Origin of the sequence: Micromonospora arida (genome assembly GCF_003857035.1) — a bacterium.
Taxonomy (GTDB): Bacteria; Actinomycetota; Actinomycetes; order Mycobacteriales; family Micromonosporaceae; genus Micromonospora; species Micromonospora arida.
This window is the reverse complement of the sequence record NZ_QGSY01000148.1, coordinates 29,025-47,627: the sequence shown is the minus strand read 5'-3', so window position 1 is coordinate 47,627 and position 18,603 is coordinate 29,025. Positions and strand designations below refer to the sequence as shown.

The following is an 18,603-nucleotide window of genomic DNA, read 5'->3' as shown; positions in this document are numbered from 1 at the left end:
GTCACGCCCCGGCTGGCACGGTCGTGGGTCGGGGCCGGCTCAGGGTGAGGACGGCGTAGGTGATGACGCCGACGTAGGACAGCACGATGGAGGCGACGATCCAGCCGAACTGGCGGTTGCGCCACTGCACCGAGACGGCGGACACCCAGGAGAGCAGTCCGAGCAGTGAGCCGATCATCATGAGCATCGGTGCGGCCGGTGGCTGACCGTGCACGGCCCGCGCCGCGTGGACGGCCGAAAGGTAGTCGGGCGCGGCGATCAGCCCGCACACCAGGGCGGCGGCGGCTGCGACGAGGGTGACGACCATCCTGATTCTGACGCTCACGTTCTCCTCCTTCAGGAAGCCCGGACACGCCGGTGCTGGGACAGGCCGGGGTTCTGCCGACCGAGGAACTCACCGAGCCGCCCGTCGTCCTCGAGACGGTAGAAACCCGCCCGGCCGCCCCGGTGGTAGAAGGCCACGGCTCCAGCGACTGCGCCCGCTAACAGGACCAGCGGCGCCAGCCAGGTACGCGGGGCGTAGGCGATGCTCAGCACCAGACCCAGCAGCACGACCGGAAGCAGCACCACCGCAACTCGACGGCGGGACCGCTCGGTGACGAACACCGTGCGTCCGCCACCCGTCTCGGCACCGGTCGGGATCCAGATCGCGTGGGCCATCAGGTCGGCGGGAAGGCGGGTGGCCGCGTACCTGCTGGTGTTGTCCATCAGTGACCTCCATGGTCGGGCGGGCTCGACGTGGATCCGTCGAGCGGAACAGTCCGGGCAGCGGGGAAGCGCGCCGCCACCTCGTCGCGGTGCTCGACGTAGACCAGGCTGCGGCCGATGGCGGCGCGCTCCCGCAGGTGTCCACACCACAGCGCCAGGGTTTCGTCGTCGAGACCGTCGACCGCCTCGTCGAGCAACAGCACGCACGGATCGTGGGCCACCGCGAGCAGCAGTGACAGTTGTTGCCGCATTCCGTGCGAGTAACGCCGGACCTCCATGTCGAGGTCGCTCACGACGGCCCAGCCGGCGAACCGGTCCAGCAGTTCGACCTCCCGATCGAGCGGGAAGCCGTGCACCCGGCGGGCGAGTCGCAGATGTTCACGGCCGGTGAGGTAGGTGAACGGCCCGGAGCCAGCCGAGTAGCCCAGATGCTTGCGAGCCGCCACCGGGTCGGTCACCAGGTCGTGGCCGCACACGGTGATGCGTCCGGCCCGGGTCGGTACGATCCCGGCGAGGCACCGCACCAGAGTGCTCTTGCCCGCGGCGTTGCGGCCGGTGACACGTACCGTCGAGCCGGTCGGCACAGTCAGGTCGACGTCGACAAGTACGTCTTTCTGGTCGTATCCGGCGGTGACGCCGTACGCCTCGATTGGTGGGTCCTCTCCCTGCCGTCCGATCGGCCCCTGGGTACGGACGGTGCTCGAACTAGACATGTGAGACGTTCGCCTCCACCAGAGCCGCGACGATCAGCAGCACCAGCGCGTACGCCTGAACGCGGACCCAGCCCGCCCAGGGCACGGGGCGCTGCGCCGAACGGCGTCGTAGGCGCCCGGCGATGTCGAGGCCGAACCGGATGCTCGCGGCGGCGCTGATCAGGTAGGCCGTGATCTCGAAGGGCAGGTGCGGAAGCATGCCGGTGAGGAGAGCGGCCCCGTCGCCGGCGGCGAGTTGCTTACCCACCACCCAGCCCAGCAGGATGCCATTGAGGCCGAGGACCGCTCCGGTGAGCAGGCCGGCCGTGCAGAGTCCACCTGCCAACCACACCAGCACGCCCATGTTGTGCAGGAGGAGATCCCAGGTGGAGGCGTCGCTGGTGCGCGGGGTCAGCGGGGTCGCGGTGTCGGCCCAGGCGGTCCATGCGGCGAATCCGGCCAGGACAAGGTAGATGGCGGCGCTCGCGACAAACGTCAGGCCGAACGGCGCCGGCCGCGCGCGGGGTGGCGCCGTGGTGGGCGCTACTGTCATCGGAAACTCCTTGTCTGGTGGCGGACGAGCAGGTGGCCGGCCAGGGCGATACCGAGGTCGAGTGCCAGCAGTGTGACGGCGACCGATGGTGGGCAGCCGATGACCACCAGCACGGCCGCGGTGATCAGGCGTAGGCCGGTCAGCGCGCTGAGGGCCAGGTAGGCCAGGATCCGACGGCCTCCCCGCGCGTTCGCCGACAGGGCAAACCAGCCGGTGAGGACGAGCGGCGAGAGGACGATCATGGCCAGGCAGGGCCCGGGCAGCCCGACCGCGGTGATGGCCAGCAGTACCGCGAGGAACACCGCCACCGCCACCGCCGCCCCTGCGGTCGCCACCAGGTGTCGCCTCCACGCCAGGGTGCCGGGGGGTAACGGCAACGTGCTGATCCACTCCAGCGTGGGCACGTCGAGTACGGTTCCGGCCCGAACCTGGCGGTAGCCCAGCGTGCTGGCGGGTAGCGCGAGGCCGGTGACCGTGAGCACGGTGGCGGGCAGTGGACCGTCGTCGGCAGCCGCCAGGGCGAGCGCGGCGACCGCCCCGAGAGCTGCCGCCAGCAGAACCACCTCGGCCACGTCGCGTGGCCGGAGGCGGTGCAGGACGAGGTCGGCGCCGACCCGGCGACCCACCGGACCGGTGCCGAGTCGTCCCGCCAGCGGAAGCCGGGCCCCGACGGTGGTGGTGTGCACCGCCCGATCGAGGCGGGTGAGAAACCAGCCTGCCGTGGCTGTCCAGACAAGCAGTACCGCGACGGCGGTAGCCGGGTCCGTGCCGCCCAGCAGGGTGACTCCGGGCGCCGCCAGCACCCGCGCGACCACCGCCAGGGCGCCGTGCGGATCCGGCAACGGTACGGCCGTCGCGATCGTCGCGACGCCCAGCGGGACTGTCACGAAGCCTGGCGATACCGGACCCGACCGACGCGCACCAACCCAGAGCCCGGCCGCCACCGGCAGCAACGGTAGTACCAGCGCCGATATCACGATCTCTGCCTGGTTGAACCAACTGTCCCGGGCAAGGAAAGCGCCGGTCGCGGCGGTGCCGACCAGTGTCACTGTGAACAGTGAGCCGCGAAGCACACCGACGACCAGCAGCAGGACCCGCAGTTGCTGGTGGCTTACCGGTAGCGGTTGGGTCCAGGCCCGGATGTCCTGCACCCGGGCCTGTCCCTCCTCACCGGTGATGATCACGTTGGCGAAGACCAGGAAAGTTCCGACGACGGAGAGCACCGCGACGTTGGCCAGCGCCAGGTGTCCGGCAGCCAGCGCGTGGTTCACCCGGAGGCCGAGGAAGACGAGGATCAGCGCGATCGGAACCAGTTGGGCGATCGCCACCGACGGGCGTCGGCTGAGAAGTCGCTGCACCCGCAACTCGCCCAGCCAGAGCACCATCGCCACTCGCGTCACAGACCCTCCTTCGGCCCGGGGTGAGGGCGGCATGACCCGCCCCCACCCCACGATGTCAGTCGTCGGTTCAGATCGTCACCAGGCGATGGCGGCCGCGGTTCCCATCACCGCGACCAGGCCCGCCACGGTCGCCTCGGCGGGGATGATCCACGGGAAGACCAGAGCAACCTCCCAGCCTCCCCCGACGATGGCGGTGACCGCCGCGCCAGCGACTGCGGCGCTGACGTGGAAATGCTCGACCACTCGGCCGACCGGATTGGCGAGTACGGCGAGGACCGGAAGTGGGAGGAGTGCGAGCGGCTTGCGCGCTCCCGGACGGTCCGTGACAGTTTCCATTTTAAGCTCCTCTGGTTGCGCGACAGGGCTCATCGAATTACCAGCCGATAGCTGCGCCGGTGCCGGCAGCGATGATGATGGCCTGAATGGTGCCGACGAACGGAATTACCCAGGGGAAAACGAAGTCGAGGGCGTATCCGCCGGTTGCGACCGCGCCGACGACTGCTGCTGCGGTGCTGTAGCTCAGGTTGAAGTGAGCCACCACCTGACCGATGGGACCAGCGCCGAGCAGCGCCGATGCCGCCGCAGCCGGAGCGAGTGCCGCCGGCGCGACCTTTCTGGGGAACTGCGATACCTGCATGTCTTCGTCCTTTCGCTGGAACTTTCCGGGCTTCCCGGAGCGTGATTCAGGATGCTGCGTGGACAGCCTTGTCGGCATTCTCCCGACCTCGCTCCCGCACCGCCGATAATTGTCGGTGCGGGATTCATCAAAGTCCCGTCGAAAGCGGTAGTCAACCTTTCGCATGAAAGTGCGGCAGTGGGTCGTACGGTTCGTACGCGACACTTACGCACATTGACGGACGTGCCGGAAGCAGTCGTTCCGACAACGGGGGTGAGTCGGGGGCCGCCACAGCCGCAACTGCGGTGTGAGCCGGTCGGTTCCAGCCCGACGGGGCGCCGAACTGCGTCAGCCGGGTGTGGCCGTGGCGCTCGGGACAGTCGGTCGACCAGTCATATGGTGGGACCGTGCGGTTCATGAGCAGCCGCTTCGGCTGAGGGTGGCCGGAGCCCGGACGCTCGGCAGAGCCTGATTCGGCGCGGAAATCCGCAGTAGACCGGCGACCAGGAGAGTCAACGTCACGTGGCGGTGCCACGCGCCGTACTTGCGCACCTCGTAGTCGTCCAGCCCGGCCCGGTTCCGCGCGTCGAGCAGGCACTCCAGCGTGGCGAACCGTTGATCGGCCGCCCGGACCAGGTGACCGAGTGAGGTGCCATCCGGGGCGTGGCAGTCGAACAGGACCACCTCCGAGGGCGCCCGAACGGTGCGGCCGACGAGCAGCATGCGCCGGAATCCCGGCGCTCCGGGTCCGGTCTCCACAACTGCCCAGTCGGACTGGAGGCCGCTCGGTACGTCACCGTGGATGCGCCGTCGGAACGCATCGGGCGGGATGAGTCGGATCACCTCCTCGATCGCGCCGACCCCCGGCTGCTCCTCGGTCCGGTCGACCTGGAGGACGTACCCGATACCGCGTTTCTCGCAGTAGTCCTTCAGGGATCGTGCGTGCTCGCCGTGACCACCTACCAACCACCGGAAGGGCGCACCGGCCCGGACCACCCGGTCGAGCATCATCGCGGTCAGCTCGGCCTTGGTGGCAAAACCGACGTCCGCCGGTACGCCGGCCAGCTGTCGTCGGACCGGGTCGTCGGCCCAGGGGCGGGGCAGGAAGAGCATCCGGTCGACCAGTGCGCTGCCGAGGTCGGACGCGTAACTGAGAAACATGGCGACCTGGCAGTTCTCGATCCGCCCGGTGCATGGATTGAACTGTTCGGCGACGCCGGCCGACCGGTCACCGCGTTTGGTGAAGCCACCCTCGCCCACGACGAGCACCCCGTCGGGTTCGTTCAACCGCCTCAGCAGGTAGTCCCGGACCTCGCCCTGGACAGCGTCGGTGCCCCAGACCGCCGTGGTAAGCAGGCGCTGGAGTCCGTCCGGACTGGTCAGTCCGGCGTTCACCGCCAAGCGGGCACCGTTCTTGCGCGGCAGATCTCCCAGTAGGCCCCAGAGGTAGTCCTGGGCGTGTTGGCGTACCTCGCGTCGACCGAAGTGCGGGGCGACGCGGCGGAACAGGTGGGTGAAGGAATCCGCGACGGCCTCGGGCAGACGTCCGCTCTGCGGGGGAGGGGCTGTCGGCGTCCGGATCACCATCACCACGGCCAGTCGTCCGCTGTGCCTGGACCCGCGTGACCTCCCACCTCCGTCGAGGTGGCCACCACCGCGTGTTCGAAGTTCCGGACCTCGTCGGGCTGCATCTCGGCCGCCGCGACCAAGGTCGTGACCACGGCCAGGATGGTCGACGCTACGACTCTGCCCACAGTGCTGCGTACGCTCACGTTTACTCCCCGTTGAAACACCTCGAAGCGATGGCAACTATAGTTGTAGATTAGTGATCGTGATCGCGCAACAGCTGCGCAAGAGCCCGCTCGTCGATTGACTGTGGAGCCCGGCAGCAGGTAGAGGCCGCCTTTTTGCCGGGAGATGGTGTCAACTATGGTTGTATTCGACCTTGTCCACTAGCATCTGACTCGCAGGTGCAGCGAGGCGCCCGTCACGGTGGGCAGGACGAGAGGCGGTGTCGGGTGGCGCAGCAACCCGCTTTCGGGCGGCGGTTGAAACGGCTCCGCCAGGCAAACCGAATGTCCCAACGTGACCTCGCTGGCGAGAAGGTCACCGCCAGTTACGTCTCGTTGCTTGAGGCCGGCAGCCGGGTGCCAACTCTCGACGTGGTCGTCCACCTGGCCAACACGCTCGGCGTCACGGTCACCGACCTGCTCGGGCAGGACATCCACCCGCCCAGTCCTGGCAATCGCTTCGAGGAGTCCCTTCTTCTCGCTGACCGGTTGATGTCCGACGCGGCGGACGCGAACGACTACCTGCGCGCCGCCGAGACGTTGCAGGCGGCGTTCGACCGGGCCCGCCAGCAGGGCAACGACCTGCGGGCTTTGGAGATCGGCGTACGCCTGCAACAGGTGCTCGCCGTCATCAACCGCAGCGCCGACCGGGTGTCACTGATCCAACAGATCCTTGGGCTGCCCGGGGCGTGCGCCTCGCCGGACCTGCGGGTCGTACTGAGTAGCGATCTCGCCGCCGCCCTGCGGCAGGCCGGGCGACTCCCGGAGGCGGTGGCGGCGGCACAATCCGCTTTGGAGGCCGGTCTGCCGCCCGCACTGCGTGGCGGTGCTGAGCACGTGAAGTTGCTCGGCGTGCTCACCTCGGTGTTGGTGGAGTTGGGTGAGGCCGACAGGGCCGAGACGCACGTGCTGGAGATGCTCCGCGTCGCGCGTTCCGCCGGGGCTCCCGGGCTGCAGGGCCGCGCACACTGGGTGGCCACCAATGCCTACAGCCGAATGGGCCGCCACGACCTTGCCCGGCACCATCTCACGCAGGCGCACCGGGCCCTGGCCGCGCCCACGATGCCATTGCGGGAGTGGTTGCGGTTCTGCAGGTCGTCCGCAGCGGTCCTGCTCGAAGCCGGTGACGACCTCGACGAGGTGGAGATCTGGCTGACCAACGCCGCGACCAGCGCCCGGATGCTCGGGCTGCCTGGCGAACGTAAGCGGGTGGAGGCGCTGCACGCCAGAATGCAACTTGCCAAGGGCGAGCTGGAGGAGTGCCTCCAAGGCGTGGCGGAGGTGCTTGCCGACTCGGCGGGGATGTCGGTGGTGGATTTGATCCGGCTGCGCCTCGTCCAGGCCGAGGCGCTGTTCCGGCTCGACCGCAGGGCCGAAGCCGAAGCGTTGTACCACTCGCTCGCGTCGCGGGCTGAGGAGGTCGGCGCCCAACGGCTGGCGGCGGACATCTGGCGCCGTCTGGAATCCCTGCCCGTCGGCGGCCCGACGCAACACCACCGTATGCCGAGTCAGCTGGCGGATCCACAGCCCCGTCCTACCGTCGTGTCCTGATCGGCGGCGGTCGTCAATCGCTCGCCGCGACGTTCCGGCGCGACGTTCACCGCCCATGAAACCGCCTACTGCCGGACCACCCGACAGTCCCTCGTCCGCGCCGCCGCGGATCACCTCGCCCGTCAAGGAGGAGCACCACCCAACTGGCCGTCGCCGCCCTCAGACTCACTGTGCGCAACGACTGAAGCCGAGGAGGCATCGTGCTCGCTGAACCCACCGGCAGCCCGGACACGATCCTCGTCTGCATCCGGGGCAACTCAGGCTCGGGCAAGAGCAGCATCGGCCGCGAACTACGACGCCGGCACGGCCGGGGCTGCGCCCTGGTCGAGCAGGACTATCTGCGACGCATCCTGCTGCGCGAGCGCGACAAGCCTGGCGGTGCGGCACCGGCGTTGATCGGGCAGACCGTCCGGTTCGCGCTGGACCACGGGTACCACGTGGTGCTGGAGGGCATCATGCACACCAGCCGCTACCTCAGCATGCTGACCTCTCTGCGGGACGACCACCGCGGCCGCTCGCTGTTCTGCTATCTCGACGTGTCCCTGCCCGAAACCTTGCGCCGGCACCTCACCCGCCCGCAGGCCAGCGAGTTCACCGCCGAGCACCTGAGCGGCTGGTACGCCGCCCATGACGTCCTGGGCTGGCCCGACGAACTCGTCCTACCCGAGACCACCGGACTGGACGAGGCCGTCGAGGCCATCGCCGTTGCTGCCGGGCTGCCCCAGACCGGACGCGACGACGACCTGCTACCGAACCTTCCGCCCCCGTAGCGCAGCCGACCGGCTACCGGTGCCGCTGTTTCGGCGCACCGTTCGCCAACGTCGGTGCCGGTGGTCAGACAGCCCGCCAAGCACGGCGACTGCGACGGCGTGAAGCTCGCCCACCGTGCCCGCACGAGCCAGCTCTCGATGACTGTGAAGTCGTCGTTACGCCGAGCGCGCCAAGTGCGAAGTAGTACGCCGACCGGCCGTCCTCCGTCACGCCACGATGTCCCAGGTCGTTCGGCACTTCTCGTCGGCGCCGTTCGCGCCTTTGCGTTCGCATGCTTCGACATAGACTCTCGTGCCCGCCAGCAGTCTGACGTAGTAAGGCTCGGAGCAGGTGCCGCTGCCGTTCGCCGCGTGGAGCGTGACCTTGGCGTACACGGGCTCCCACCAGATCCGGCCGATGGTACGGCGGCCGTCCGCTGCGCCCTCGTCGCAGGCTCTGAACGCCGCATCGATCCCGGAGTTGGTGTAGATGGCGAAGCCGTTGCCGGCGGAGTACGGGTCGGCCGAATACACGAGGATGGGGTACCCCGCCGAAGCGGTGCTCGTGGTGGCCACGAGCCCGGTGGCCGTGAGCACCAGCGCCATCAGCGTGGCCCCGAACCAGCGTGAACTCTTGCGGATCATCGGCAACCTCCTACCGTCGAAAAACGACCGGTGTGGTCGTCACGATCGATGGTGGGCGCGATCCGTTTGTGAATGACAGACGCGCGGACAGTTCCGAACAGGTCCGAACACTCCGAACATCTCCGGTGCGCCGCTTCTCAGGTCGAATTGTCGTGCAACCTCAGGCCACCGGCTTCGTGGCGATCAGGAGCCGCCTGCCGAACGCGGCGCGTACATGATCAAGGCGACGCCGATCAGGCAGATGCCGGCGCCGATGATGTCCCACCGGTCGGGCCGGAACCTGTCGACGATCACGCCCCAGGCGAGGGATCCGGCGACGAACACGCCGCCGTAGGCGGCGAGGATGCGCCCGAAGTTCTGGTCGGGCTGGAAGGTGGCGACGAATCCGTAGGCGCCGAGGGCGATGACGCCGGCGGCGATCCACCACAGGCCGCGGTGCTCGCGCCAGCCCTGCCAGATCAGCCACGCCCCGCCGATCTCGAACAGGGCGGCGACGACGAACAGCAGGACAGAGCGGACGACGGTCATCCGTGGACCGTACCGGTCGTGGTGAAGGGGATGGGGCAGCATGGCTGCTCGGCGCACTCGACGAGGTCATCGCAGCCGGCCTTCACCGCAGCGCGCAGTGTGCCAGCGATGACCTGCAAATCGGCGATCTTCGCCTCGACCTCGGCGAGCTTTGCCTGGGCGCGGACCTGCAGGCCGGCGTCGGGGTGGCGACCGTGACGGTGCTGGCCCGCGTCGAGAAGTTCGGCGACCTCGTCGAGGGTGAACCCGAGCCGCTGCGCCGCTTTGATCACCCTCAGCACGGTGACCGTTTCGGTTGGGTAGAGGCGGTGCCCGCCCAGGCTTCGGTCTGGTTGGGCGAGCAGCCCGCGGCGTTCGTAGTAGCGCAGCGTCTGCGGGTTCACCCCGGCTGCAGCGGCGACCTGGCCGCTGCGCAACCCGCTCATGCCGTCATCCCGGCGGTTGCTCGCAGCGCGAGCGCGTCGAGGACGTCGACGTGCGCGGCCGGCACCCGCACGTCCAGGCGCAGCGTGCCGGTGTCGGCGGCGAGGTTGAACGAGAAGAACGAGCAGCAGGAGCTTTCCCGGCCGATCAGGTCCCGTGCGATCGCCTCGGCGGTCGGGTCGAGACGCCACAGCAGTTCGGTGGGGGACAGCCGCTGCTGCGCCAGCAGGGCGGTGGCGAACAGGTCGTCGAACTCAGCCAGCCGCAGCGGCCGTTGTCCGCTCGGCAAGGTGCACGACTCGGGCACCCACGCCTGGGAGTCAGTGGTCATACCGACGACGGTAAGCGTGTACCTCGGTACCGGATGCAAGCCCGACGGTCACGACAGACGGCGTTGCCGGCGCCCGTAGACGCCGGCAACGCCCTGGGTCAGTTGGCGTGGGTCAGGCGGGTGGTGATGCGCAGGCCCAGAAGGGTGTCGTTCATCCACGGCACCCGCTCGCGGTGCAGACCGGCGGTCATCTGGTCCGCCCACACCTCGTACCGCTGCATCAGCGTGTTGGCGCGGGACCGCGCGCTGGTGATCAGGCAGTCGCCCAGTGGGTCACCGGGCAGGTTCGACGAGTCGACAGCGGGCTCGCAGGGCACCTTGAGGCTGACCTGGTCGCGCAGTGGGCGGCCGGGGTCGAGCGAGCATGGCGACGATCCGCAGGTCGCGTAGTTCCCGCTCGCCTTGGCATAGGCATTACCGATCTTTGCGTCTGTCGGCATGTTCACCGGGATCTGGTACTGCCCGAACAGGTTCGCGGACAGCACGTCGTCCGAGTCGAGGGCGTTGGGCAGACCCAACCGGGTGTACGCCTGGAGCAGCCGCGCCGCCGTGTTCACCTTCTTCAGGGCGGTGGGCACCGGCCCGCTGACCTGGGTGCTCTGCTCCCGTACCCGGTCGTACATGGACTTCTGCCGGCCCTGGAGGAAGCCGCGCAGGGTCGGCGTCAGCGTGGCGTCCAGCGCCGTGTTGTTGGTGGCCGTCGCGCCGCTCGCGAAGGCGTACCGGCCGGACGGCCACTTCTGGGTCAGGCCCTGCTCGGGCGTGGTCTGGCTGTTACAGCTGAAAAACTCGCAGTAGACCTGGTAGACCTGCTCGTCCGGCCAGGTGTAGTCGGCGGTGCGCGAGTTCTGCCAGGCCGCGGACGAGTTCAGCCGGAACCGGCTGTGGATCTGCAACCGCAGCTTGCCGTAGGAGCGGATCACTCCACCGTTGTCCGTCAGCCGGGTGTGGACCCAACTCGGCGTGTAGCAGTAGCCGACCTCGGGCAACTCCCGTACGCCGGCCGGCGGCTCGTCGTGGCGCGGCGAGTACGCGTACTGGAGTGCCCGCACCATGTTCGACATCAGGTCGTAGCGGACGTTGCTGGGTCGGTCGATCTGCCTGCTGCCCTCACACGCGGGCACCGTCGCCTCGTCGGCCTTGGCCGGCGCCGGGGCGAGCGGCTTGTCGGTGTCCCAGAACAGGTCGTAGTTCTTGGGGGTCTTCACCTGTACGCCGTTGGCGTCCGGCTCGTAGCGAACCTGGACCTCGTTGGTCCGGAAGGCGGCCAGCGCGGTCGACAGCTCATTGGTTGCGGCGACGTACTCGTTTACCAGCCCGGTGATCAGGCTGTTGGCGTTGCCGCTCGCCGGCCGACCGAAGCTGGCCGCGAGGTCGGCGATGCGGGTTCCCTCCGCCTCGATCTGCGCGGCGCGGCCGGCGCTGACCTGGGCCGCGTACGTCGGGTTCTGCAGCATCAACATGGCGTACGCCTGCGCGCCGAGGTTCCACACCGTCGGGTTGCCGACCGGCGTCGACGGTTCGACCATCGACGGGTCACGTCCGTTGGCGACCCGGGCCAGGTAGTTGATCGACCGGGCTTCGCCGAAGCTGTTGAGCACTGTGGTCGGGTCGACCGCCGGGTTGTCGGCGTCGGTCCGGGGCACCACGAAGGCGGCGCCGCTGGCCAGCTGTGTCGAGGTCAGGTGGAACTCGTTCTCCGGGCCGATGAACTCGCCGTACGTCGGGATCGGTTGACCGAAGTTCTCCCGGTAGCCGATGTACTTGTTGATGTCGGCGCGGGCGTCGTGCAGGGTGGCGTCGCCGATCGCGGCCAGCACGGTGGCGGCGATGTCCTCCAGGCGCAGGCCGAGCTGGGCGACCTGCTGCTGGACGAGGGTGATCTGCGCGGTGTTGCCGGCGATCGCCGCGTTCAACTTGTCGAACTGGGCCATCATGTTCGCGTACACCGTGTTGATCTGGGCCTCGACCCGCGCGAAGCTGGCGCGCATCTCGTCGCCGAGGGCCCGTACCTCGTCGCGCAACGCTTTGACCTGGGCCAGGATCTGTGCGTCCAGCGACGGTCCGCTGCTGCCGAAGAGCCCGACGACCGACATCACGGCACCGAAGACGTTGCCGGTCATCGCCAACGTCGCGGTGCTGAAGATCGAGCCCGCGAGGCCGCGGCCGGTGATCGCCGCCGCGTACTTGGAGATCGCGCTGATCGTGGTGAGGACCGCCTCCCCGATCACCTTGGACTTCTTGCCGGCGTCGGGGTCGGCGAACCCGATGATGGTGGAGACCATGCCCACCCCGGCCTTGACGTCGGAGATCGTCTGCTGCCGAGCCTTGTCCCGGTCCTCGGCGGCCTTCTTGGCCGCCGCGGTGCACGCGGCGCTCGGCGGCCCTTCCGGCGGGCACTTCTGGTTGTTCTCGCCGATCTCGAGACGGATCTCCAGGCTCAGGCCGAGCAGCTCCGCGTGCAGGGAGGCCAGCTGCTGCTTGGCCGCCGCGACGTACGCCACCGAGTCGTCCCGCAGGGCCAGGATCGCGTCGAGGTCGACATGCGAGAGTCCGGGATCCTGCCGGAGCTCCTCGTAGGTGCTGGTGACGTCCACCCCGATCGGCTCGCCGAGGACGGCGTTCCAGGCGGTGGCGACGGGCGCGCTGGCTGCCGCTGCCTGTCGGACCGCGGACCACACCGCGGCGAGGGCGTCGTCACGGCCGCGCAGCCACTGGGCGGTCCGCAGCGCGCCGGAGGCGAGTTCCTCGCGGGTGTCCCACGGCTCGACCGTCTTGCCGATCACGGCCCCGACCAGGCCGGTGATCTCCGGCGAGGTCCGGGTGTCGCCGCCGGGCGTGCCGAGCAGGATGTCGACGGACTTGAGCAGCAGGTCCTGCTCGGGCAGCAGGAGGTCGAACGCGGTCAGCGACTCGTTGAGCAGCTGCTGCCGTGCGGTGAGCTGGGTCTGTGCCTGTTCGGCCGTGGCGTTCGGGTGCAGCCGGTGCCACTGGACGAACTCGGCCGACAGCACGACGGTAGTGATCCGAGCGGCGCCCTGGAGATGGATCTCGGCGACCTGGCCGAAGGCCCGGTCGGTGAGCGCTGCCTGAGGGACGGGGACGGGAACGGGATCGGCCGACGCGGGCTCGCCGAAGAGCACGCTCGCTGCGGTGACCGCGACCATCGCCAGCACTGCGGTCCCGCGCCTGGTGCGCGTGGAACGTTTGAATGTCATGCCGCGAACGTATTGAGCTGCCTGAAAGGGCGCTGAAACCGCGCTGACTCGCGCTCAGCCGGCGGCGGGTGACGCGGCAGGCGCGTCGAGGGCCGGTGCCACGACGGCGAACGCCTGGTCCATCAGCTCGGCCAGGTGCTGCTCGTCGTCGCCCGGCTGCCACCGCTGAAGCACCGTGTCGAGGGCCAGCAGTGCCATCCCGGCGGCCATCCGTGGGTAGGGGTCGGTGTGCGGGTCGAGGCGACGGCGGTTGGCCAACTCGGCGGCCAGCTCGGTGCGCCACTCAATCTGGCGTTCCAGCCAGCGGGCGTGCAGGGCGGGGGTGTCCAGGATCAGACGGACGACGACCCGGGCTCGCTCGGAGTGCTCCGGGTGGTCGTTGCAGGCGGCGAGCGGCACCCAGAGAGCGTGCCGCAGCGCGACCGACGGTGGCTCGGCGGGCGGCCGGGCGGCGAGTTCGGTGATGATGTCCGCGCTGGTGTCGGCCAGGAACCGGACGACGACGTCCTCTTTGGACGCGAAGTAGCGGAAGAAGGTGCGTCGCGACATGCCGGCCGCCGCCACGATGTCGTCGACTGTCACCAGGTCGAAGCCCTTGGTAGCGAGCAGCATCAGGGCGGCGTCACGCAGTTCGTCGGCAACGAGCTGGCGTTTGCGTTCGGCCAGGCTGTTGTCCGCACGGGATCTCATCCGCCGATGCTACGTCATTCGGTGCCACATCATGCCCTTGTTGACACCAGGCGCACTACTTGACACCCAGTGCCACCGATAGCACAGTGGGTCGCATGACTGTCAATGGCTGGTCCACTGCACAGATCCCCGACCTGAACGGCCGTACCTTCGTCGTCACCGGTGCCACGGCGGGCCTCGGCCTGGTCACGACCCGGGCGCTCGCCGTCCGCGCTGCGCGCGTCGTGCTGGCCGTCCGCGACGAGGAGAGAGGTCGCCGGGTGGCGGCCGACATCGCCGCAGCCCGACCCGGCGTCGACCTGGAAGTCCGGCGGATCGACCTCGCCGACCTCGACTCGGTACGGGAGTTCGCCGACAGGATGCACGCCGACCATTCCCGGGTGGACGTGCTCATCAACAACGCCGGGGTGATGGCCCTGCCGCGCACCCTCAGCCCGCAGGGTCACGAGATGCAGTTCGCCACGAACCACCTCGGGCACTTCGCTCTCACCGGGCTCCTGCTCGACCTCCTGCTGGCCGGCCGGGAGCCGCGGGTGGTCACTGTCACCTCGGTCAACCACCGGCAGGCGAAGATGCGCTTCGCCGACCCGACCGGCGAGCGGGGCTACTCTCCGATGGGCTTCTACAACACGTCCAAGCTGGCCAACGCCATCTTCGGCTACGAGCTGCACCGGCGGCTCAGCGCCGTGGCGAGCCCACTGGGCAGCTTCCTCGCCCACCCCGGCTACACCGCGACGAACTTGCAGAGCAGCGCCACCACGCCGATCTGGCGACTGCTGCTGGGCCGGATCGGCAACCCACTCCTCGCCCAGCCGGTCGATCGCGGTGTCTGGCCGCAACTGTTCGCCGCCACCGACCCTGACGCGCAGCCGGGCGAACTCGTCGCCCCGGGTGGGCCGGGCGAACTGCGCGGCCACCCCGCGCCGGCAAAGCTCTCCGCGGCCGCGACCGACCCCGAGCACGGCCGCCGTCTGTGGGAGCTGTCCGAACAGGCCACCGGCGTGCGGTTCGGCTCGCTGCGACCGGCGAGCTGATCGCTGGGCACCCAGCGACGTCACATTCCGTCGCGCCAGATCGTCCAGGCGGCGAGCAGACACAACGGAGGAAAGAATGTTCGCTGCCTATGTCACTGTCACCATTCTCGCGTCGATCTTCACCGGCATCGCCGCCGTCACCTACCTGATCGACCACGACTATCCCAAGGCCCAGGCGGACATGAAGCGCGTGCCACGGTCGTGGATACCGCGGTTGGGCATGGCGCTGGCGGCAGGCTCGTTGGGGCTGCTGGCCGGCTTCGCCGTACCGCTGCTGGGCACCCTCGCCGCCGCCGGGCTGGTGCTGTATTTCATCGGCGCGCTCATCGCGCACCTGCGCGTCGGCTCCCGTCAGCTGGTCGGCTGGGCCGTATTCTTCGTCAGCGTGGTGGCCGCGCTGACAGTGAACGTGCTCTACCACTGGTGAATCGTCAGCTCCGACGTGAGGGGCACCGTGGGCGTCGGCATCGCGAGGTGAGCCGGTATTGCCCTGTCATAGGCGGGCATCTATAGTTGCGCGGATCACAACAATCATGGCCGTGGTGACGCGGCCGGGTCGTCGAAGCGCTTCGACGATTCGTCGTTCAGGCCCGTCAGCCGGGTGTCGAGCCTGGTCACGCCGGTCTCGGCGCCCCGCTGGGCGTCTGTCGTACGACATGAGGAGAACCGCATGCGGAACTGGCGCCTTCGGCGCGGAATCACCGCGCTCGCGCTTGCCCTGCTAGCCCTACCGGCCGTTCCCGGCACCGCGCTCGCCGAACCCACCTACCCGTTCCGAGATCCCCACCTACCCGTGAACGTCCGGGTCGACGACCTGCTCAGCCGGCTCACCCAGGACGAGAAGATCTCCTGGCTGCACCAGTACCAGCCGGCCATTCCCCGACTGGGCATCGGCCTGTTCAAGACCGGCACCGAGGCGCTGCACGGGGTGGCCTGGTCCACCGACATCGACAACAACGGCGCGGTGGTCAAGGCTCGCGGCACCGTCTTCCCACAGCCGGTGGGCATGGCGAGCACCTGGAACACCGAGCTGATCCGGCAGGTCGGATCGGCCGTGGGCGACGAGGCGCGCGGCTACCACGCGCAGAACCCCCGGGTCTGGGGGCTCAACCTCTGGGCGCCGGTGGTCAACCTGCTCCGCGACCCCCGGTGGGGCCGCAACGAGGAGGGCTACTCCGAGGACCCGCTGCTCACCGCCGAGATCTCCACCGCGTACGGGTCGGGGATGACCGGCGGTGACCCCAACCACCTGAAGAGCGCCCCGACCCTCAAGCACTACCTGGCCTACAACAACGAGGTCCGACGCGACGTGACCTCCTCGAACGTGCCGCCTCGGGTGCTCAACGAGTACGACCGCGCCGCCTTCAAGCCGGCCATCGCCGCCGACGCGGCGACCGGGATGATGGCCGCGTACAACCTGGTCAACGGCCGTCCGGCCACTGTGGACCCGGACCTGGCCACCGTGGTACGCGACTGGACCGACCAGCCGCTGATGAACGTCACGGACGCCTGGGCGCCGAACAACCTCGTCGCCTCGCAGGGGTACTACGCCACCCAGGCCGAGGGCAACGCCGCGATCATCAAGGCCGGCCTCAACAGCTTCATCACCGACGACACCAACGCCCAGCCCACCATCACCGCCATCAAGCAGGCGCTGGCGACCGGCCTGCTCACCGAGGCGGACATCGACGCCCGGATCCGCGAGATCCTGAACGTCCGGTTCCGGTTGGGTGAGTTCGACCCGGGCGGCGGCCGGTACGGCGGCATCACCCCGGACGTCATCAACAGCCCGGAACACCAGCGACTGGCCCGGAAGGCCGCCGGCGAGGCGATGGTGCTGCTGAAGAACGAGCGGCAGGCGCTACCGCTGGACCCGGCCCGGACCCGCAAGGTGGCGGTGCTCGGCCCGCTGGCCGACACCCTCTACTCGGACTGGTACGGCGGCGACCTGCCGTACCAGGTGACGGCGCTCGGCGGCATCCGCGAACGGCTGGGCAGCTCGGCCAGTGTGAGCGGGCTCGACGGGGCGGACCGGATCGCGCTGAAGGACGTGTCGACCGGCCGGTATGTCTCGGCCACCGGCACCACCGACGCCGACCGCGTCCTCGGGACCGGCGCCACCCCGGCGCTCGTCGCCCAGTTCGACGTGGTCGACTGGGGGCAGGATGTGGTGACGTTGCGCAACGCCGCCAACGGCCGTTACCTCGGCTACAACTGGGGGCCGTTCCTCACCCGCGACGAGCAGCCGAACGGTTGGTACGTCCAGCAGCAGTTCAAGCTGGAGCCGCAGGCCGACGGAACAGTGGTGCTGCGCTACGTCGGCTACGAGACCAAGGAGAGCTGGTTCGGCGCCGACACGTACGTGACCATCGGTGACGACGGCGCCCTCAAGCTCGGCGCATCGACCCCGGCCGCCGCGACCCACTTCAGTCGCGAGGTGATCAGCAGCGGAATCGACCGGGCCGTGGCGGCGGCCAAGGCGGCCGACACCGCCGTGCTTGTGGTCGGCAGTAACCCGTTCATCAACGGCCGCGAGGCGCACGACCGGACCTCAACGGCGCTGAGTGCCGGCCAGGAGGCGCTGGTCAAGGCCGTGGCCAAGGCCAACCCGCGGACCGTGCTCGTGCTCCAGACCAGCTACCCGGTCACCATCCGATGGGAGCAGGAGCACGTACCGGCCATCGTCTGGACCACCCACGCGGGCGCGGAGACAGGTCACGCCGTCGCCGACGTCCTCTTCGGCGACCGCAACCCGTCCGGCCGGCTCACCCAGACCTGGTACCGCTCGGACTCGCAACTACCGCCGGACCTGCTGGAGTACGACATCATCTCGTCCGGGCAGACCTACCTGTACAGCCGCGCGAAGCCGCTCTACCCGTTCGGCCACGGGCTGTCGTACACCCGCTTCCGGTACGGCCAGCTGCGCGCCGGTGCGCAGTCGGTCGCGGCCGACGGCACCATCACGGCCAGTGTCGACGTGACAAACGTCGGCAGCCGGGCCGGGACCGAGGTCGTTCAGCTCTACACCCACCAGCGCACCTCGCGGGACACCACCCCGATCCGCCAGCTCAAGGCATTCCAGCAGGTGAAACTCGCGCCCGGGCAGACCCGTACGGTGACCTTGCGCCTGCCCGCCGCCGACCTGGCGCACTGGGACGTCACCCGCAGTCGGTGGGTGGTCGAGTCGTCCGTCCACGACCTGATGGTCGGGGCGTCCGTCGAGGACATCCGGGCCCGCGCCGCGGTCCGGGTCCGCGGTGAGACCATCCCGGCCCGCGACCTGTCCCGGCCCACCAGGGCGGAGAACTTCGACCGGTACGCGGGCGTCCGGCTAGTCGACGAGACGAAAACCAGCGGTACGGCGGTCGGTGCCACCGCCGCCGGTCAATGGATCTCCTTCGACGGTTCCGCGCTGCGTGCCGGGGCGCGCACCTTCACCGCGAAGGTCGCCAAGGCCGGTGCGGGTGTCGGCACGATCCAGATCCGGATGGGGTCGCCCACCGGTCGGCTGCTGGGCACGGCCACCGTGCCCAGCACCGGCGACGATTACCGGTACGTCAGCACCAGCACCGAGTTGGCCCGGGCCGTCGGCACCCGCAACGTGTACCTGGTGTTCGACTCCCCGCTGCGGCTGGCGGAATTCTCCATCAATTGACCGGAGCCCGGGCCGGGTCG

The 18,603-nt window shown here is 69.3% G+C and carries 20 protein-coding genes; 5 read left to right on the top strand and 15 right to left on the bottom strand.

Going from position 1 to position 18,603, the window contains the following annotated elements:
• Position 1 precedes the first annotated feature (1 nt).
• The 9 genes from DLJ58_RS10330 to DLJ58_RS10290 all read right to left on the bottom strand — a co-directional run bounded on the left by DLJ58_RS10330 (position 2) and on the right by DLJ58_RS10290 (position 5,741).
• Entirely contained in the window at positions 2–325 is a 324-nt protein-coding gene (locus DLJ58_RS10330; protein WP_124855182.1) for a hypothetical protein, read from the bottom strand.
• Positions 326–336: 11 nt separating this feature from the next.
• Positions 337–708, bottom strand: a complete 372-nt coding sequence (locus DLJ58_RS10325; protein ID WP_124855180.1) for a hypothetical protein — start codon at positions 706–708, stop codon at positions 337–339.
• Complete coding sequence (locus DLJ58_RS10320; protein WP_124855178.1) at positions 708–1,421, bottom strand: ATP-binding cassette domain-containing protein; 714 nt, start codon at positions 1,419–1,421, stop codon at positions 708–710. Before DLJ58_RS10320 ends, DLJ58_RS10325 begins: the two co-directional genes overlap by 1 nt.
• Positions 1,414–1,953, bottom strand: a complete 540-nt coding sequence (locus DLJ58_RS10315; protein ID WP_124855176.1) for a stage II sporulation protein M — start codon at positions 1,951–1,953, stop codon at positions 1,414–1,416. The genes DLJ58_RS10320 and DLJ58_RS10315 overlap by 8 nt, the downstream gene beginning before the upstream one ends.
• A complete protein-coding gene (locus DLJ58_RS10310) occupies positions 1,950–3,353 on the bottom strand; it encodes a hypothetical protein (RefSeq protein ID WP_124855174.1) in 1,404 nt (467 codons plus the stop codon). The genes DLJ58_RS10315 and DLJ58_RS10310 overlap by 4 nt, the downstream gene beginning before the upstream one ends.
• 75 nt (positions 3,354–3,428) lie before the next feature.
• A complete protein-coding gene (locus DLJ58_RS10305; RefSeq protein ID WP_124855172.1) occupies positions 3,429–3,689 on the bottom strand; it encodes a hypothetical protein in 261 nt (86 codons plus the stop codon).
• Positions 3,690–3,726: 37 nt separating this feature from the next.
• Complete coding sequence (locus DLJ58_RS10300; RefSeq protein ID WP_208740982.1) at positions 3,727–3,990, bottom strand: hypothetical protein; 264 nt, start codon at positions 3,988–3,990, stop codon at positions 3,727–3,729.
• Positions 3,991–4,383: 393 nt separating this feature from the next.
• Positions 4,384–5,556 carry an IS701 family transposase gene (locus DLJ58_RS10295; protein WP_244218874.1) on the bottom strand — a complete coding sequence of 391 codons (1,173 nt, stop codon included), beginning with the start codon at positions 5,554–5,556 and terminating at the stop codon, positions 4,384–4,386.
• Positions 5,556–5,741: a hypothetical protein gene (locus DLJ58_RS10290; protein WP_124855168.1), complete on the bottom strand. Its 186-nt coding sequence runs from the start codon at positions 5,739–5,741 to the stop codon at positions 5,556–5,558. The genes DLJ58_RS10295 and DLJ58_RS10290 overlap by 1 nt, the downstream gene beginning before the upstream one ends.
• A gap of 198 nt (positions 5,742–5,939) precedes the next feature.
• Here DLJ58_RS10290 and DLJ58_RS10285 point away from each other — a divergent pair, with 198 nt between their 5' ends.
• Positions 5,940–7,310, top strand: coding sequence for a helix-turn-helix domain-containing protein (locus DLJ58_RS10285; RefSeq protein ID WP_341869900.1), 1,371 nt, complete (start codon positions 5,940–5,942; stop codon positions 7,308–7,310).
• A 200-nt stretch (positions 7,311–7,510) separates the two neighbouring features.
• Positions 7,511–8,080 (top strand): kinase, encoded by a 570-nt coding sequence (locus DLJ58_RS10275; protein WP_124855164.1) that lies wholly within the window; start codon positions 7,511–7,513, stop codon positions 8,078–8,080.
• Between the two features lie 207 nt (positions 8,081–8,287).
• On the opposite strand, the gene DLJ58_RS10270 is transcribed toward DLJ58_RS10275, so the two are convergent.
• The 6 genes from DLJ58_RS10270 to DLJ58_RS10245 form a co-directional block, all read right to left on the bottom strand.
• Positions 8,288–8,704 (bottom strand): hypothetical protein, encoded by a 417-nt coding sequence (locus DLJ58_RS10270; protein ID WP_124855162.1) that lies wholly within the window; start codon positions 8,702–8,704, stop codon positions 8,288–8,290.
• A 183-nt stretch (positions 8,705–8,887) separates the two neighbouring features.
• Positions 8,888–9,232 carry a YnfA family protein gene (locus tag DLJ58_RS10265; RefSeq protein ID WP_124855160.1) on the bottom strand — a complete coding sequence of 115 codons (345 nt, stop codon included), beginning with the start codon at positions 9,230–9,232 and terminating at the stop codon, positions 8,888–8,890.
• The gene (locus DLJ58_RS10260) at positions 9,229–9,657 is read right to left on the bottom strand and encodes a MerR family transcriptional regulator (RefSeq protein WP_124855158.1); all 429 of its coding nucleotides are present in this window, start codon (positions 9,655–9,657) and stop codon (positions 9,229–9,231) included. Before DLJ58_RS10260 ends, DLJ58_RS10265 begins: the two co-directional genes overlap by 4 nt.
• On the bottom strand, positions 9,654–9,986 hold the full coding sequence (locus DLJ58_RS10255) for a hypothetical protein (protein WP_124855156.1): 333 nt from the start codon (positions 9,984–9,986) through the stop codon (positions 9,654–9,656). The genes DLJ58_RS10260 and DLJ58_RS10255 overlap by 4 nt, the downstream gene beginning before the upstream one ends.
• Before the next feature lie 98 nt (positions 9,987–10,084).
• Complete coding sequence (locus tag DLJ58_RS10250) at positions 10,085–13,204, bottom strand: efflux RND transporter permease subunit (protein ID WP_124855154.1); 3,120 nt, start codon at positions 13,202–13,204, stop codon at positions 10,085–10,087.
• Positions 13,205–13,258: 54 nt separating this feature from the next.
• The gene (locus DLJ58_RS10245) at positions 13,259–13,894 is read right to left on the bottom strand and encodes an acyl-CoA-like ligand-binding transcription factor (protein WP_124855152.1); all 636 of its coding nucleotides are present in this window, start codon (positions 13,892–13,894) and stop codon (positions 13,259–13,261) included.
• 95 nt (positions 13,895–13,989) lie between these two features.
• On the opposite strand from DLJ58_RS10245, the gene DLJ58_RS10240 reads away from it, so the two are divergent.
• The 3 genes from DLJ58_RS10240 (at position 13,990) to DLJ58_RS10230 (ending at position 18,583) form a co-directional block, all read left to right on the top strand.
• Positions 13,990–14,928, top strand: a complete 939-nt coding sequence (locus DLJ58_RS10240; protein ID WP_124855150.1) for an oxidoreductase — start codon at positions 13,990–13,992, stop codon at positions 14,926–14,928.
• Between the two features lie 76 nt (positions 14,929–15,004).
• Positions 15,005–15,355 (top strand): DoxX family protein, encoded by a 351-nt coding sequence (locus DLJ58_RS10235; RefSeq protein WP_124855148.1) that lies wholly within the window; start codon positions 15,005–15,007, stop codon positions 15,353–15,355.
• 243 nt (positions 15,356–15,598) lie between these two features.
• Complete coding sequence (locus tag DLJ58_RS10230; protein ID WP_124855146.1) at positions 15,599–18,583, top strand: glycoside hydrolase family 3 protein; 2,985 nt, start codon at positions 15,599–15,601, stop codon at positions 18,581–18,583.
• The last annotated feature ends 20 nt before the right edge of the window (positions 18,584–18,603 follow it).

Excerpts from the sequence above, each read along its gene's own strand:
- DLJ58_RS10240 (WP_124855150.1), top strand. The coding sequence starts at position 13,990 with ATGACTGTCAATGGCTGGTCCACTGCACAGATCCCCGACCTGAACGGC.
- DLJ58_RS10250 (WP_124855154.1), bottom strand. The coding sequence starts at position 13,204 with ATGACATTCAAACGTTCCACGCGCACCAGGCGCGGGACCGCAGTGCTG.
- DLJ58_RS10305 (WP_124855172.1), bottom strand. The coding sequence starts at position 3,689 with ATGGAAACTGTCACGGACCGTCCGGGAGCGCGCAAGCCGCTCGCACTC.
- DLJ58_RS10325 (WP_124855180.1), bottom strand. The coding sequence starts at position 708 with ATGGACAACACCAGCAGGTACGCGGCCACCCGCCTTCCCGCCGACCTG.
- DLJ58_RS10230 (WP_124855146.1), top strand. The coding sequence starts at position 15,599 with ATGCGGAACTGGCGCCTTCGGCGCGGAATCACCGCGCTCGCGCTTGCC.
- DLJ58_RS10235 (WP_124855148.1), top strand. The coding sequence starts at position 15,005 with ATGTTCGCTGCCTATGTCACTGTCACCATTCTCGCGTCGATCTTCACC.
- DLJ58_RS10270 (WP_124855162.1), bottom strand. The coding sequence starts at position 8,704 with ATGATCCGCAAGAGTTCACGCTGGTTCGGGGCCACGCTGATGGCGCTG.
- DLJ58_RS10315 (WP_124855176.1), bottom strand. The coding sequence starts at position 1,953 with ATGACAGTAGCGCCCACCACGGCGCCACCCCGCGCGCGGCCGGCGCCG.
- DLJ58_RS10320 (WP_124855178.1), bottom strand. The coding sequence starts at position 1,421 with ATGTCTAGTTCGAGCACCGTCCGTACCCAGGGGCCGATCGGACGGCAG.
- DLJ58_RS10295 (WP_244218874.1), bottom strand. The coding sequence starts at position 5,556 with ATGGTGATCCGGACGCCGACAGCCCCTCCCCCGCAGAGCGGACGTCTG.
- DLJ58_RS10300 (WP_208740982.1), bottom strand. The coding sequence starts at position 3,990 with ATGCAGGTATCGCAGTTCCCCAGAAAGGTCGCGCCGGCGGCACTCGCT.
- DLJ58_RS10260 (WP_124855158.1), bottom strand. The coding sequence starts at position 9,657 with ATGAGCGGGTTGCGCAGCGGCCAGGTCGCCGCTGCAGCCGGGGTGAAC.
- DLJ58_RS10265 (WP_124855160.1), bottom strand. The coding sequence starts at position 9,232 with ATGACCGTCGTCCGCTCTGTCCTGCTGTTCGTCGTCGCCGCCCTGTTC.
- DLJ58_RS10255 (WP_124855156.1), bottom strand. The coding sequence starts at position 9,986 with ATGACCACTGACTCCCAGGCGTGGGTGCCCGAGTCGTGCACCTTGCCG.
- DLJ58_RS10245 (WP_124855152.1), bottom strand. The coding sequence starts at position 13,894 with ATGAGATCCCGTGCGGACAACAGCCTGGCCGAACGCAAACGCCAGCTC.